General features: G+C 65.2%; 15 protein-coding genes. 8 read left to right on the top strand and 7 right to left on the bottom strand.

From position 1 onward, the window contains the following. Positions 1-6: 6 nt before the first annotated feature. Positions 7-273, bottom strand: a complete 267-nt coding sequence (locus QCE62_RS31030) for a hypothetical protein (protein ID WP_309926468.1) — start codon at positions 271-273, stop codon at positions 7-9. Continuing rightward, positions 270-1,037, bottom strand: a complete 768-nt coding sequence (locus QCE62_RS31025) for a hypothetical protein (RefSeq protein WP_309926466.1) — start codon at positions 1,035-1,037, stop codon at positions 270-272. Before QCE62_RS31025 ends, QCE62_RS31030 begins: the two co-directional genes overlap by 4 nt. 462 nt (positions 1,038-1,499) lie before the next feature. Between QCE62_RS31025 and QCE62_RS31020 the strand changes: the two genes are divergently transcribed. Next, a complete protein-coding gene (locus QCE62_RS31020) occupies positions 1,500-1,931 on the top strand; it encodes an OsmC family protein (protein WP_309838145.1) in 432 nt (143 codons plus the stop codon). A 209-nt stretch (positions 1,932-2,140) separates the two neighbouring features. Here QCE62_RS31020 and QCE62_RS31015 read toward each other — a convergent pair whose 3' ends face one another. Next, a complete protein-coding gene (locus tag QCE62_RS31015; protein WP_309926464.1) occupies positions 2,141-3,112 on the bottom strand; it encodes a sensor domain-containing diguanylate cyclase in 972 nt (323 codons plus the stop codon). A 258-nt stretch (positions 3,113-3,370) separates the two neighbouring features. Here QCE62_RS31015 and QCE62_RS31010 point away from each other — a divergent pair, with 258 nt between their 5' ends. From QCE62_RS31010 to QCE62_RS30990, 5 genes are all read left to right on the top strand, one after another. Next, positions 3,371-4,477, top strand: a complete 1,107-nt coding sequence (locus QCE62_RS31010) for an ionic transporter y4hA (RefSeq protein WP_309926463.1) — start codon at positions 3,371-3,373, stop codon at positions 4,475-4,477. Positions 4,478-4,599: 122 nt separating this feature from the next. Then, positions 4,600-5,406, top strand: coding sequence for an ABC transporter substrate-binding protein (locus QCE62_RS31005; protein WP_309926461.1), 807 nt, complete (start codon positions 4,600-4,602; stop codon positions 5,404-5,406). Positions 5,407-5,485: 79 nt separating this feature from the next. Then, positions 5,486-6,610, top strand: coding sequence for a M14 family metallopeptidase (locus QCE62_RS31000; protein ID WP_309926459.1), 1,125 nt, complete (start codon positions 5,486-5,488; stop codon positions 6,608-6,610). A 64-nt stretch (positions 6,611-6,674) separates the two neighbouring features. Next, entirely contained in the window at positions 6,675-7,142 is a 468-nt protein-coding gene (locus QCE62_RS30995) for an RbsD/FucU family protein (RefSeq protein WP_309926458.1), read from the top strand. A gap of 108 nt (positions 7,143-7,250) precedes the next feature. Then, positions 7,251-7,400, top strand: coding sequence for a hypothetical protein (locus QCE62_RS30990; protein ID WP_181290817.1), 150 nt, complete (start codon positions 7,251-7,253; stop codon positions 7,398-7,400). A gap of 111 nt (positions 7,401-7,511) precedes the next feature. Here the strand turns inward: QCE62_RS30990 and QCE62_RS30985 are convergent, their stop codons facing one another. From QCE62_RS30985 to QCE62_RS30975, 3 genes are all read right to left on the bottom strand, one after another. Beyond that, a complete protein-coding gene (locus QCE62_RS30985; RefSeq protein WP_409017945.1) occupies positions 7,512-8,918 on the bottom strand; it encodes an NCS2 family permease in 1,407 nt (468 codons plus the stop codon). A gap of 315 nt (positions 8,919-9,233) precedes the next feature. Further along, positions 9,234-10,940: a gamma-glutamyltransferase gene (ggt, locus tag QCE62_RS30980; RefSeq protein WP_409017959.1), complete on the bottom strand. Its 1,707-nt coding sequence runs from the start codon at positions 10,938-10,940 to the stop codon at positions 9,234-9,236. Positions 10,941-11,056: 116 nt separating this feature from the next. Further along, positions 11,057-11,818 (bottom strand): SDR family oxidoreductase, encoded by a 762-nt coding sequence (locus QCE62_RS30975; RefSeq protein WP_309926456.1) that lies wholly within the window; start codon positions 11,816-11,818, stop codon positions 11,057-11,059. Positions 11,819-12,161: 343 nt separating this feature from the next. On the opposite strand from QCE62_RS30975, the gene QCE62_RS35335 reads away from it, so the two are divergent. Together QCE62_RS35335 and QCE62_RS30965 are read left to right on the top strand one after the other, a co-directional pair. Continuing rightward, positions 12,162-12,506: a sugar dehydrogenase complex small subunit gene (locus QCE62_RS35335; RefSeq protein WP_409017944.1), complete on the top strand. Its 345-nt coding sequence runs from the start codon at positions 12,162-12,164 to the stop codon at positions 12,504-12,506. A gap of 14 nt (positions 12,507-12,520) precedes the next feature. Then, positions 12,521-13,915 (top strand): cytochrome c, encoded by a 1,395-nt coding sequence (locus QCE62_RS30965; protein ID WP_309926453.1) that lies wholly within the window; start codon positions 12,521-12,523, stop codon positions 13,913-13,915. A 16-nt stretch (positions 13,916-13,931) separates the two neighbouring features. On the opposite strand, the gene QCE62_RS30960 is transcribed toward QCE62_RS30965, so the two are convergent. Further along, positions 13,932-14,834, bottom strand: coding sequence for a LysR substrate-binding domain-containing protein (locus QCE62_RS30960; protein ID WP_309926452.1), 903 nt, complete (start codon positions 14,832-14,834; stop codon positions 13,932-13,934). Positions 14,835-15,165: the final 331 nt, after the last annotated feature.

Genomic DNA, 15,165 nt, shown 5'->3' with positions numbered 1-15,165 from the left:
GCGTGATCAGGTCCAGTCAATTGCTTTCGATAAAGCGTGTTTCGCGTCATTCGGGCGGATCATTGGATTGCACAACTGCTGGATCAACTGGTCATGGCGGCCGCTTGCCCGACCGACGGTACCGGGCGCGGGCAACCTCCGATGAAATTCGTTTGCCGCATGAAACGCTCCATAGTAGGCGCGGCTGCAGACGGTACGATATTGAGGCTCGGTGGTGGCGTGGCGCATGAGTGCCGCTGCGCACTCGACCCATTCCTGCGCTGTGCTGCTCATTTGCACGCTCCGTCGAAATACACGCCCAGTGCAGCGGTGTTGAAGAACATCAGCCGTCCCTCTTCACGTAGCAACGCCTCATTCATCTTCTTCGTAAGATCCCACGAAGTAGGCACGCTGAGTCTGAAGCTGACGCAGCGGCAGATTCCTTCCAGATCAATCACAAGGGGATTGACGTCCGGGCAAAGCCGATGCTGTCTCAACACGATGCCCGTGCAATCGAGACGTTGTGCGATTTCGTCGTCTGTCACGCCTGCGTCCGTCAATATGGAAGCCGCGGCCGACACTTGTTCCGCCCACTCCTCATCCCACTCACCCCCCCGCATCCTCGCTTCCCGGATCAACTCCGCCGTACATCCCACCGCTCCCGCGAGAAACCCATACGGCGCAATGACCGCGAGGTTGCGCGTCCGCGCGCCGCACAGTTCGCGATACAGCGCTTGCGCCGCGGAGAACATGCCGAGTCCGAGCCGCGTGATCATCCAATTCTCACGGCCGACGTCCGACAGTCCGAGCGCCACCGCGTTCCTGAACGCGCCTTCAGCGCCTTCGACATCGCCGGCGAGCGCGCGCCACGAGCCGGTCAGTTCCCACGCGGCGCGAGCATCGGCTTGCAACAGCTGGCGGATGTCATGTCCGATCGCGCGCCACTCACGCGAAAGCGGCGTGATTTCGGCGGGGTCGATGAAGCGGGGCGAAGCCGCGCGCAGTGCGTTGATACGGTCGACGAGCTGATGGGTTTTCGGTTGCGGTAATGCGTTCATGTCTTTATGCCGGTCATGATCGACACGCGAGGCCGGACCGTGCGCGGGCGGCTTGCACGGTGTCGAAGTGCTTCGGGTCGAAGGGTGAACGCATGCTAAGTGAATCGATGGTCTTTGACCATATGAATACTTCCGAGTTATCGGCCCGACCCCCTCAGGCGCCGGGCGGCACCGCGCAGAGCCTTGCCGGGAAAGGCTTTGCGGGCATCATCGTCCGACTGGCATAGGCCGCTTCATCGCTTGCTTCCTGCCTCCGCTGCGCGCCTCGGAGCGATCCGTTACGATGCATGACGACGTGCCGGTCCGGCCGTGCCGTGATGACGAATCAAGGTCATCCGGCGGATGCATGCAAGTCCGAGCGGGCACGACGCGTGCGGACCGACAACGCGCATGCGTCGCGCGACCGAGGGTCACGCCGCCGTTCGATCATTTCCCTTCACCTTCATCCTCTGGAGAACTCACGTGCAAAAGACAGCATCGGCAAAATGGAGCGGCGGCATCAAGGACGGCAAGGGCTTCATCTCGACGCAGACCGGCGTGCTCAATGAGGCACCGTACGGCTTCAAGTCGCGTTTCGAGGAAGGTCCGGGCACGAATCCGGAAGAGCTGATCGGCGCGGCGCACGCAGGCTGCTTCACGATGGCGCTCTCGCTGCAACTGGAAATGGCGGGCCTGAAGGCCGAGAGTCTCGAGACCAAGTCCACCGTCACCCTCGACAAGGATGGCGAAGGCTTCACGATCACCGCCTGCCAGCTCGACCTCAAGGCCAAGATTCCGGGCGCCGACAAGGCCGCCTTCGACAAGGCCACGCAAGCCGCGAAGGAGGGCTGTCCGGTGTCGAAGCTCTTCGCGGGCAACGCGAAGATCACGTTGAACGCGGAACTCGTGTCGTAAGCGTATTGGCTGGTTGATGGCGCGCGGGAAGCATCGGTAGTCGATGCTTCCCGCGCGTTTTTTTGGCTGCCTTTTTTCAATCAGCAGGATCGACTCAAGGCGTTCCGTCAGCTTCAATCGTTCCGCTTTCCGGCGATAGCGAAACTCAACAGGTATTCCAGACGGGCCTGTTCACCGTCGCCAAAGTGCCCGGCATGAACGCGTCTTTATCATCCCCTTCCGCCTCTCCTCGCAACCTTGTCGGCATACATCCGGCTATCGCTCAAAGCAAGCAAGTCGATGATGGACCCATGCTGCCCCGCTTCGAACAGCGTCTGCCCGACGCTGAAGCGGATCTGATACCCGCGCTCCGCCGCCGCGTTGCTGGCCGCCAGCGCATCCCGCAGCCGCTCGAGCGCGCGATTGGTTTCTTCATCGCCGGCGTCGGTGAGCAGCGCGACGAACTCATCGCCGCCCAGCCGGCCGATCACATCGCTTTCCCGCAGCGCCGCGCGCAAGGCCGCCGCAAAGGTCGTCAACGCGCGATCCCCCTCGGCATGGCCGAAGCTGTCGTTGATGCGCTTGAAATCGTCGAGATCGAAGAACAGCAGCGAAGCGTCCCGGCCCATGCGCCGGCAGACATTCAGCGCATGCTGCGCCAGCGCCTCGAAGCCGCGCCGGTTGGCGATCAGCGTCAGTTCATCGACGGTCGCGAGTTCGATCGCCGCAATCTCCTGCTCCGCGATATGCGCCAGGTCGCGCAACAGTCCGACCGCCTCGCCGTCGAGTTCGCGCGGACGCGTGTCGATCAGACACAGCGTGCCAAGCTTGCTGCCGTTCGGCACGGTCAGCGGCTGTCCCGCATAGAAACGGATACCCGGATCGCCAGTGACGAGCGGATTGTCATGAAAGCGTGCGTCGGTACGGGCGTCGGGGATCATGAACACGTCGTCGTGCATGATCGCGTGCCCGCAGAAGGAGATGTCACGGCCGGTTTCCCGCACGCCCAGACCGGCGCAGGACTTGAACCACTGCCGGTTTTCGTCGATCAGGCTGACCAGCGCGATGGGCACGTCGAACAGACGCCGCGCCAGCCGCGTGAGGCGGTCGAAGCGTTCTTCCGCCGGGGTATCGAGCAATCTGAGCGTGCGCAGCGTGGACAGGCGAATGGGTTCGTTCTCGGGTATCGGGGCGACTAGCATGGTTCTCCGGGTTCCTGGACGTGGCCATTGACCACCCTTATTCTCCGACAAACACGCGACAAATTCATTCCTTCGACCACCTGGCTCGGTTATCCGCGCTTCAGCCGGCACATTCGCTATCATGCCGAGGGGCTGCGCTGCATGTCACGGCGCGCTTACGGCACGCCGGTCGCGCCCGTGGGTCGGACCCATGCATGCAACCCGTTCAGCTCGAGACCGAACCTCGACGTCCCCTCAACCCATCCGCCCGGAGCGCCGATGAAACTCAAGCTGGACTGGACCGTCATTACCCCGATCCTTGCGCTCGTCGTGCTCGCCGCGACCGCGCTGATACCGAGCGGCGTCCTGATGGTGCTTGCCGCCATCGCGCTCGCCTTCGCGGTGTTCGCAGCGGTGCATCATGCGGAAGTGGTCGCGCATCGGGTCGGCGAGCCGTTCGGCACGCTGGTGCTGGCCATCGCCGTCACAGTGATCGAGGTCGCACTGATCGTCTCCGTGATGCTTTCCGGCGGTCCCGACAAGGCCGGCTTGCCGCGCGACACGGTCTTTGCCGCGATCATGATCTGCAGCGGCGCGATCGTCGGGCTGTGTCTGCTGGTGGGCGGCCTGCGGCATCACGTGCAGAACTTCCAGCTGCAGGGCGCCAGCGCGGCGCTCGCCATCCTGTGCGCGCTCTCGGTGCTCACGCTCGTGCTGCCCAACTTCACGAGCACGGTGCAAGGTCCGGCGCTGTCCACTTCGCAACTGGTGTTCGTCGGCGTGATCTCGCTCGTGCTGTATGTGACCTTCGTGTTCGTGCAGACCATCCGGCATCGCGACTACTTCCTGCTGCCCACGCCCGAAGCCGCCACGTCCGTCCCTGTCGCGGCCCCCGACGATGAAAGCGCGCCCCATGCGCCGCCGCCCAGCAACCGCGAGGCGTGGATCGCGCTGGCGTTCCTGCTGCTGTCGCTGGTTTCGGTGGTCGGGCTCGCGAAGCTGCTGTCGCCGGCGGTCGAGGCGGGCGTCGCGGCCGCGGGCGCGCCCGAAGCGGTGGTCGGCATCGTCATCGCGGCGCTCGTGCTGTTGCCGGAAGGGCTCGCAGCCCTGCGCGCGGCGCGGCTCAACCGCCTGCAGACGAGTCTGAATCTCGCGCTCGGCTCGGCGCTCGCGAGCATCGGCCTGACCATTCCGACGGTGGCGGTCGTGTCGATCGTCATCGGCCAGCCCATTTCGCTCGGGCTCGCCTCGAAGGAAATCGTCATGCTGGCGCTCACGCTGATCGTCTCGGTCATCACGCTCGGCACCGGCCGCTCGACGGTTCTCCAGGGCGTCGTGCACCTCGTGATCTTCGCGGCTTTCCTGTTCCTTTCCGTGGTGCCTTGAGCGAGGGGAATCCGGGACGATCGTGCCAATTTGTTACCATGCTCGGTTTTTCGCGGGCGCAAGCCCGCTCCAGCCGCTCTGGTTTCACCGTCTGGTTACACCGAAAGTCCCGAAGGAAACGCATGTCATCGAAGAAGTCCGCCTCGCTCGCCGTTTGTACCGTCCTTGCTGTGACCGCCGCTTTCGGCGCAGTGTCGTCCGCCGTGCAAGCCAAGGAAATCACGCAGATCCGCTTTGCCGTCGACCCGTCCTATCCGCCGTTTGAATCCAAGCAGGCCGACGGCAAGCTCGCCGGCTTCGACATTGACCTCGGCAATGCGCTGTGCGCGCAGATGAAGGTCAAGTGCGTGTGGGTCGAGAACAATTTCGACGGCATGATTCCCGGCCTGAAGGCCCGCAAGTTCGACGCCGTCCTCTCCGACATGGGCATCACCGACGAACGCCTGAAGCAGATCGACTTCACCGTGCCGCTGTACGACACGCATGCGCAACTCGTCGCGCGCGCCGGCTCGGGCATCCTGCCGACGCCGCAATCGCTGAAGGGCAAGCGCGTCGGCGTGGAGCAGGGCACCGTGCAGGAACGCTACGCGAAGGCGAAGTGGGAGCCGCAGGGCGTGACCGTCGTGCCTTACGCCGACGAGGAACAGGTCGAAGCGGATCTGGTCGCGGGCCGCATCGACGCAATGTTCACCGACGCCGCGCAAGCCGCCATCGGCTTCCTGAAGAAGCCGCAGGGCAAGCCGTTCGCGCTGGTCGGCCCGATCGTCGAGGACCGCGCGATCATCGGTCCGGGAACGGCCATCGGGCTGCGCAAGGGCGACACCGACTTGAAGAACGGCCTCGACAACGCATTCGCGGAGCTCAAGAAGAACGGCACGTTCAAGCGCATCATGGCCAAGTACTTCGAGACCGATATCTCGATCCAGTAAGCGCCTCGCCGCGGGTTTGCAGGGTTTTGGAAAGGCATCGCTTGCGGTGCCTTTTCTTTTCGACACGAGGTCTGCGCACATGCAGGTTCATCATCATCCGCTCGCGGGCGCGCCGCTCGGCACCGGGCGTGTGCTCACGAGCTACGGTTTCGGCCCGCAAGACGGCGACGCGCCCCGCAAGGTCTATATCCAGGCGTCGCTGCACGCGGATGAACTGCCGGGCATGGTCGTCGCGTGGTATCTGAAGCAGCGCTTCGCCGCGCTGGAAGCCGCCGGACGGCTGATGGCGCGGATCGTTCTGGTTCCGGTCGCCAATCCGGCCGGCCTGAACCAGCACTGGTTCGGCGCGCAAATGGGGCGTTTCGACCTGCGCTCCGGGCAGGATTTCAACCGGCGCTTTCCGGAGCTCGGTCCGGAGCTGGCGTTGCACCTGAAATCCCGCCTGAACGGTGACGAACACCATAACGGGCGGCTGATCCGCACGGCGCTGCGCGACGCGCTGGCCGCTCGCCAGCCGGTGACCGAACTGGATGCGCAGCGGCTCGAACTGATGCGCCTCGCCTGCGACGCCGAGCTGGTCATCGACCTTCATTGCGACTGGGAAGCCGCTCCGCATCTCTACACGACGCCCGAAGCGTGGCCCGCGATCGAGCCGCTGGCGCGCTATCTCGGCAGCGAGGCGCAACTGCTGGCGGACGTGTCGGGAGGCGAGCCGTTCGACGAAGCCTGCGCGTCGGCGTGGCGCTATTTGCGCGGCGCGTTCGGCGAGCGCTATCCGCTGCCGCCGGACGTGCTGACGGTCACGCTCGAGTTACGCGGCGTCCGCGACGTGTCGCACGAACTGGCGGCGCGCGACGCGCAGGCGATCGTCGATACGCTGACGCACCTCGGCATGATCGAAGGCGACGCGCCGGAGCCGCCGCCGCTGCGCCATCCCGCGACGCCGCTTGCCGGCTGCGAGCATCTGCGCGCGCCGCTGGCGGGGGTGATCCTGCATCGGCGGGAGATCGGCGAGACGGTGCGTGCGGGCGAGACCATCGCGGAGGTGCTGGATCCGCTCGAAGACCGGCTCGTGCCGCTCGTCGCCGGGACGGATGGCGTGCTGTACGCGCGCCACTGGACGCGCTTCGCGACGGCCGGAATGCTGGTGGCGCGCATCGCGGGCGCGCACGCGGCGCGCACCGGCGACCTGCTGGTGCCCTGAACGCGGCGCCGGTGCCGGTTACCATGGATCCGTCTGCTCAAACCGTCATGGAGAATCCCGCGACATGCTGAAAAATCTCGATCCGCTGCTCAATGCCGACATCCTGCATGCGCTCTGCGCGATGGGTCACGGCGACGAAGTCGTGATCTGCGACGCCAATTTCCCCGCCGATTCCGTCGCGCGTCAGACGGTACTCGGCCGTCTGCTGCGGCTGGACGGCGTCGATGCGCCGCGTGCCGCGCGGGCCGTGCTGTCGGTGCTGCCGCTCGATACTTTCGTCGATCATCCCGCCGAGCGCATGGAAGTCGTGGGCCACGCGAGCGCGCTGCCTGCCGTGCAACGCGAAGTGCAGAAGGAAATCGACGCCGCCGAGGGACGGCCGGTGCCGCTGGCGCCGGTCGAGCGCTTTGCCTTTTATGAGCGCGCCCGGAAGGCGTACTGCGTGATTGCGACGGGCGAGGCGCGCGGCTACGGCTGCTTCATTTTCAAGAAGGGCGTGCAACTCGCACCGGACGCGCCCCGGAAGGATTGACCGATGATCTAGGGATTACCCTGATTCTTTTTTAAGAACTTGTTGCAATGCAGCGTAAAAGGCGTATATTCAGGGTTATCCCCTAGCTACTTACCCTGAGAGACGCTCATGAAGACCACTGCACAACAATCCTTGCTCGTTTCGTTCGGTTCCTGGCTGCGCGCGGCAAAGGCTGCGGTGCGTCGTGAGTGGAACCGGGCGCTGCAACTGCATCTGCAGAACTGCGAAATCCTCGTGGAATCGTATCGCCGGAAGTAAGCATCAGTCGTAGCACCCCGGTCAGGTCGTAAAAGTAGAGACGCCCCGCAGGCGAAAGCCTGCGGGGCGTTGTCGTATGTAGCTATCGTCGACGATCAGCCAGACGAGCGGTCAGATGGCCCAGCCGCCGAGATAGAACACGGCGAGCACCACCGCAATCGCCACCGTGCCGACATTCAGCTTGCGCCATTCGCCTGCCACCAGCCGGCCGATCACGAGCGTCGAGAAGCCGAGCATGATGCCCGTCACGATGTTCGCCGACAGCACGATATACACCGCGCAGACGAGGCCGGACATGGTGTCGACGGTATCCTCGAAATGCAGCTTGCTGACGTTGCCGAGCATCAGGAGGCCGACGTACATGAGCGCGGGCGCCGTCGCATAGGAGGGCACGAGCGCGGCGAGCGGCGAGAGGAACATCACCACCAGGAACAGCACGCCCACCACGCTGGCCGCAAGACCGGTCTTCGCGCCGGCCGCCACACCCACGGACGATTCGATGTACGCCGCCGCCGGCGCGCCGCCGAAGCAGGCCGAGAAGATCGAGCTGAGCGAGTCCGCCGTCAGGGCCCGGCCACCGTTGACGATCCGTCCGTTCTGGTCGATCTGTCCCGCCTGGCCGGCCACCGCGCGAATCGTGCCGGTGGCATCGAAGACGGCGGTCATCACGAGGGCCAGCACGCTCGGCAGGACGGCCATCGAGAGGGCGCCCTTGATGTCCATCGCGCCGATCAGCGAGGCATGCCCAGGCGCGGACAAGGCCGGCAACGCGAACACGCCATGGAAGCGCACGGAGGGATCGAAGATCAGGCCGATCGCCGAAAGGCCGATCACCACGAGCAGGATGCCGCCCGGCACGCGCCGGCGTTCCAGCCCGAAGATCGCGGCGAGGCCTACCACCGACATCAGCACCGGAAACGCCGTGATGTGTCCGAGCGAGACCGGCATGCCGGGCGCGGGATTCTTGATGATGAGACCAACGTCATTGGAAGCAATCAGCAGCAGGAACAGCCCGATGCCGATACCCGTGCCGTGCGCGACGCCCGTCGGCAGGTTGCGCAGGATCCACGAACGCACGCCGGTGACCGAGATCGCCGTGAAGACGATGCCCATCAGGAACACGGCGCCGAGCGCGATGGCGGGCGTCAGGCCTTTGCCGAGCACGAGCCCGAAGGCCGTGAACGCGGTGAGCGAAATTGCACAGCCGATCGCGATCGGCAGGCGCGCCCACACGCCCATCAGCAGCGAGCCGAACGCCGTCGTCAGACAGACGGCGACGAATACCGCGCTGGTATCGAAGCCGGCTTTGCCGAGCATGCCCGGCACGACGAACACCGAGTAGACCATCGCGAGGAAGGTCGTCACGCCGGCGACGATTTCGCGTTTCTCCGTGCTGCCGGTGGTTGAAATACCGAAATAGCGATCGAGAAAGCCGCCGTTGCCGGATGGCCCGCTCTCCTGTCGCTCCGTAGGGGGAATGTCAATGTCGCCAAGCTGCTGGGCAGAGGATTCCAACATGAGCTGCTCCTTTATCAGCACGCTGAAACGGCAGGGCCGTGCACGCACGAGGCGTACTTCGGAGCCGTCATCAGGGTCGTCTCGTAGGGTGTCTTGAATGATGCCGAGGTCTCGCACCTGAGGCTGCACTCGGTCAGGACAGAGCCTAGGGGAACAGAACGCAGGGTCCAATCCCATGAAAAACATGCCGGTCATGCCACGCGGCGTATATGCCGTCAACGCCCCACGCGACGGGGCACCGGCCGGACCGCGAAAACGCCGGACTAGGGCAAACGCCTAGTCCGGCAAGACCGGCAGCGGCGCGTGACTGCCGCGTTACTTGATCACGCGCGAGACGCCGCGTCCGCGCGGATCGGACATGGCCTCGGGCGTGTCGCCATCGACGCGGATCGCCTGGATGTCGCCATTGAAGCCCTGCATCTGGAACGTGTAGCCCTTGGCTTCGAGTTGCTTGATGACTTCCGGATCGAGCTGATGGAACGGCTCCTGGAAGATCGTGTTCGGCGGCAGCAACTGGTGATGGAAGCGCGTTGCGCCGACGGCCTCGGGCAGCGGCATGTTGAAGTCGTACACGTTCGAGAGCACCTGGAAGATCGACGTGAAGATGCGCGAGCCGCCCGGCGTGCCGATCACCATCGCGACCTTGTCGTCCTTCGTGAGGATGGTCGGCGTCATCGACGAGAGCGGGCGCTTCTTCGGCGCGATGGAGTTCGCATCGCTGCCGACCACGCCGAACATATTCGGCACGCCCGGCTTCGAAGCGAAGTCGTCCATCTCGTCATTCAGCACGATGCCCGTGCCTTCCGCCACCACGCCCGAGCCGAAGTAGCCGTTGATGGTGTACGTGTTCGATACCGCGTTGCCCCATTTGTCGACCACCGAGAAATGCGTGGTCTCGGCCTTCTCCGGCATCGACGTGCCGAGTCCCGGCTGCACGCTCTTGGTGTCCGAAGGCTGGTCCGGATTCACCTCTTGCGCGCGCTTCAGGATGTAGTCGTCGTTGGTGAGCTGCGCGACCGGCACCTTGTAGAAGTCCGGATCGCCGAGATACTGCGCGCGGTCGGCGAACACGCGTTTTTCGATCTCGGCCACCAGATGGATGTACTGCGCCGAGTCGAGCGGGACATCGTTGAACTTGTCCTTGAGGTCCGCCTTCATCTTGAGCAACTGCACCAGGCCGACGCCGCCCGAACTCGGCGGCGGCGCGGTGATCACGCGATAACCGTTCCAGCTTGCGGTAATCGGCTGGCGCCACACGGCCTTGTAGTCCTTCAGGTCGCGCGCGGTGATGAGGCCGTGGCCTTCCATCGACTTCGCAATCAGCTGTGCCGTCTCGCCTTCATAGAAGCCCTTGGCGCCCTTGTCGGAGATCCGTTGCAGGGTCTTGGCAAGGTCCGGCTGCTTGAACACTTCGCCGGACTTCATGCCGCCGAAATAGAGGTCGAAGTTGGTCTTGCCGCCGAACTCCTTCGCGGCGGCGTCGCGGCGCGCCACCAGCTGGTCATCGACGACGAAGCCATCCTGCGCGTAATGGATGGCCGGCGCCAGAACCTGCTTCCACTTGAGCTTGCCGAACCGCTTCTGCGCTTCCCACATGCCTTCGACGGTGCCCGGCACGCCCACCGCGCGATGCCCGTACAGGCTCATGCCCTTGATGACCTCGCCCTTGTCGTCGAGATACATGTTGCGGGTGGCGGTGAGCGGCGCGCGTTCGCGATAGTCGAGGAAGTAGGGACGATGATCGACGTACAGCGTCATGAAGCCGCCGCCGCCGATGTTGCCCGCTTCCGGATACGTGACCGCGAGCGAAAACGCGATGGCCACCGCGGCATCCACGGCATTGCCGCCTTGCTTTAAGATCTGCTCGGCGGTGTCGGCGGCGTATTTGTCGGCGACCGCGACAGCCGACGAAGTCAGGACCTGCGGCTGATCCGCGGTTTTCGCATGGGCGGGTGTCGTGTCGACGAAACCCGCCGTCAGCAGCGCGGACGCCACGATAGCGCTCAGTGCGAAGGTCCGCATGCGCGGTGTTTGTGTCAAGAGCATCTCCTGCATTCTCCTTTTTTGCGTGCGACGAAAGATCAGTCCGTTATATACCATGCGCGCGAGGCCGCCGAAATCACGCGGCTCCGCCGGACTCAGGGCATCAACTGCCCGCCGTTCACGTCGATGATCTGCCCGGTGACATAGCGCGACATCGTCTCGGAGGCGAGATAGAGGAACGCGCCGCTGCAATCGTCCGGTTCGCCGATGAAGCCCATCGGGATGGACTTGCGGAAGGACTCGAGCTGCTCGGGCGTCGTGAAGCGTTCCTGGAACGGCGTCTGGATCACGCCGGGCGCGACGGCGTTCACGCGGATGCGGTCCGGCATGAGTTCCTTCGCCATGCCTTTCGTGATGGTGCTGACGAAGCCCTTCGACGCCGCATAGAGCAGCGCGCCAGGACCGCCGCCGTTGCGCGCGGCCACCGAGGTCACGTTGATGATCGAGCCGCCGCCGCCCGAGCGCAGCGAAGGCAGCGCGGCACGCGTGAACGCGACGACCGAACGCGCGTTGATGTGCATGATCTCGTCGAAGAGTTCGTCGCTGGCGGAGGCGATCGGCTCGCGCTTCACGAGGCTGCCGGCGTTGTTGATGAGCACGTCGATCTTGCCGAAGCTGTCCACCACTTGCGCGACGGCCGCGTCGATGGCTTTCGAGTCGCGCACGTCGGCGCCGACGGTGATCGCGCTGACGCCGAGCGCGCGCACGTCCTGCGCGACCGCCTCGGCCTGTTCCTTCGAGCTGTTGTAGTGGACCGCGACATTCGCGCCGTATTGCGCGAACGCCCGTGCCGCCGCCGCGCCGATGCCGGTGCTCGCGCCCGTGATGAGGGTCGACTTGCCTTTCAGGTCGTGCATGGATGCTCCGTGTCGATGAGGTCCGCGCAGGTTCGCCCGAACCTGCGTCGGATGGTGCTGGGAAAAGCGCCGGCAGTGTGCCGTGACCGAGAGTATGAGCCGTCGCGCCGGCACGCGTTGGACGCGTCGTCGGGAGGCAGCACGAAGCGCTCCAGCAAGCCGATGTCATGCCGCGACGTCGCCCGCAATTGTCAATTTCATTGAATTCGGGCGCGGGCTCTATCGCCGCGCCGCCGCATGCCGCACTGTACCGACCGCGAGCGAGCAACGGGTCGGGGAAGCAGTCGCGCACGTCATGCGCGTTGCGGCGCATCCGTCAGTCAGAACGAACCATCGAATCAACATGAATCAGCCAAGTGTTTCCATGCAGCGCGGGCCGGTGCGGGCGCGTACCCGGCGCACGCTTCTGGCCGGCATCGTGGCGTCCTGCGTGACGACCTGGGTGCCCGGCACGACGCGCCGGCCCATGCCGGCCGAACTCGCCACGGCGTTGCCTGCGCCGGAGAGTTTCGTGGCCTTGTCGAAATTTCTCACCGGGCAGGCGTCGCTCGATCTCGCGCTCGCCGACCGCCTCTTCATCGCGGGCACGGGCGTCATGCCCACGGCGGCGACGGTCAACTCGACGCTGACCGCCGTCGCGCTCGCGTTGCGCACGGCCGAGCACCTCCACGCGACGAGCACGACGTGAACGGAGCGCTCTTCATGCTTGAGGCTCTGCGCTGGCGCGTGCTGGCCGGATGCGCATGGGCGATGCTGTGCGCGGCCGCGCAGGCGGACACACGCGCGCACGACGCCTTGCTCGAACGCGGCGCCTATCTGGCGATTGCCGGCGATTGCGTGGCCTGCCACACCGCGCCCGATGGCCAGCCGTTCGCGGGCGGCCTGGCGCTGGCCACGCCGCTGGGTGAGATCGTCTCGACGAACATCACGCCGTCGCGCACGCACGGCATCGGCGGCTATACGTTCGAGCAGTTCTCCGCGGCGCTGCGCCGCGGCATCCGCGCCGACGGCGTGTACCTGTACCCGGCGATGCCCTACCCCTCGTACGCCCGCGTGACCGATGAAGATACCCGGGCGCTGTACGCGTACTTCATGGAGCGCGTGCGCGCGGTGGATCAGGCGGCGCCCCGGACGTCGCTGCCATTTCCGTTCAGCGTGCGGCAGACGCTGGCGGTCTGGAACCTGTTGTTCCTCGATGAACAGCCTTACGTTGCCGATACATCGCGCAGCGCGGCGTGGAATCGCGGAGCGTATCTGGTGCGAGGCCTGGCGCATTGCGGCGCCTGTCACACGCCGCGCAACGCGTGGCTGGCCGAATCGAGCTCGCGCGCGCTCGCGGGCGGATCGGCGGGGGCCTGGCATGCGCCGAACATCACGCCGGACGTCAACAGCGGGATCGGCGCATGGAGCGAGGCGGAGCTGATCGGCTATCTGCGCGACGGCTATGCGCGCGGCAAGGCGCACGCGGCCGGTCCGATGGCCGAAGCCGTCGACAACAGCCTGCGTCATCTCGCCGCCGAGGATCTGCGCGCGGTCGCGGTGTATCTGAAGACGGTCGAAGCGGTCCGGACCGAAGCCGACACCCAGCCGGCCAGCACCTGGGGTAAGCCGGCGAACGGGCTGGGCGATTTGCGCGGGGTGGCGTGGCCCGTGGACAGCGGGCGCCTGAGCGGCGCGCAGCTCTACGACGGCTATTGCGCGTCCTGTCATCAGGCGAGCGGCGAAGGCGCGAGCGGCGGGCGGCTGCCTTCGCTGTTCCACAGCACCACGCTCGGCCGCAGCAACACGGACAATCTCGTGCTCGTGATGCTGGGCGGCACGCGACATCCCGAGCGCACGTCGGACGCCTCGATGCCCGGCTTCGCGGCCTTGCTCACCGATCAGCAGATCGCCACGCTCGGCAATCATCTGCTGGGGCTGTATGGGAACGTCGAGGCGAAGGTGAGCGTCGCGCAGGTCGCGCGGTTGCGGACGGGCACGCAGCCGTCGCCGCTGGCGGGACTCGCGCGTGCGGCGGGCGCGATCGCGGTGTTGCTGCTCGTGAGTCTGATCGTGCTGCTGGCGGTGCGGCGCACGCATCGAGGCGCGAAGCAGTAGGTGACTTCGGCGCGCGTCAGTCGTCGAAGGAATACGCTTCGACGACCCGTTTCACGGCATTCCTGAACGATCCCACCAGATCCGAGCGAATGCCGCTGCTTGGATACGACATCACGTATTCGTATTCGATGTCGGTCTCGAACGGCCTCACGACGACTCCATGCGCGCGCCACACTTTCGCCGCAAAGGGCTCGACGATCGACACGCCCAGTCCGCCCGCGACCATCGCATAGCGGGTATGCGCGGTATCGGTGAAGACGGTGTAGCGCGGCCGGTCCTCGGTCGCCGAAATGAGCGATTGCTCGGCCTCGTAGGGCTGGCGCGAATTAGGCAGCCAGCCGATCAGATTCTCGCCGCGCAGATCGGCAGGGCGCACGAGCTTCTTTTTCGCGAGCCGGTGCGTGGCGGGCATTGCGCAGGCCGCGGGAGCCTTCAGCAGGCTCTCCACCTCGATGCCCGCGACCGCCGGAAAGGCCAGGCTCAAGGCGACATCGGCCTTGTGGTTCTGCAGGTTGACGAGCACCTCGGGCACCTTCACGGAATCGACCTTGATGGGCACGCCGGGATGCTGGCCGGTGAAGCCGAGCAGCACGGGCGGCAGCAGGGTCGTGGCAAGCACCGGCATGCAGGCGACGGTCAGACCGTCCGAGGCTTCCTCGCGGATCATGGCGGCGACCTGCTTGAGGCGCTCCAGTCCCAGGAAGTTCTCTTCGACGGACTTGTAGAAGCGCAGGCCGGCGGTGGTCGGATTGAGCCGGCCGCCGATGCGGGAAAACAGGCTGAAGCCGAGATCGGCTTCGAGATCGGCGATCAGGCGGCTGATCGCGGGCTGGGTCACATGCAGCTTGCGGGCTGCGCCGACACTGGTGCCGGTCATGATGAGGCTGCGGAAAGCCTCGATCTGGCGGAAACGGATCATCTGGCGTACGGCTGGAAAGCGACGGTTGAAAGCGACGCCGATCTTAGCGGAAACCGTCGTGCGCCGCCTCGACCGGAACCCTGTGCCGCCGTGCTCATTGACACCTTTGCAACAATTCGAACGACTATTCGAAAAATTTAGTGACTATAAGCACATGTGAGTGGCATCTGGCTTATTGATGCGAAATACTCGCCGCCAGTCTTGAACCGCAGATGAATGCAGCGGCCCGGCGCCGCGTGACAGCCCGCCCGGTGAAGCATCGCCCGCGTGATGCGCTTGATTCGGAAACCTCATTGTTTATCTCGAAAGAGATAAACGGCCGGGATCCGCC

This window comes from Caballeronia sp. LZ033 (assembly GCF_031451265.1).
Taxonomy (GTDB): domain Bacteria; phylum Pseudomonadota; class Gammaproteobacteria; order Burkholderiales; family Burkholderiaceae; genus Caballeronia.
Note: the sequence above shows the minus strand (reverse complement) of the source record. Positions and strands in the feature narration are given on the sequence as shown.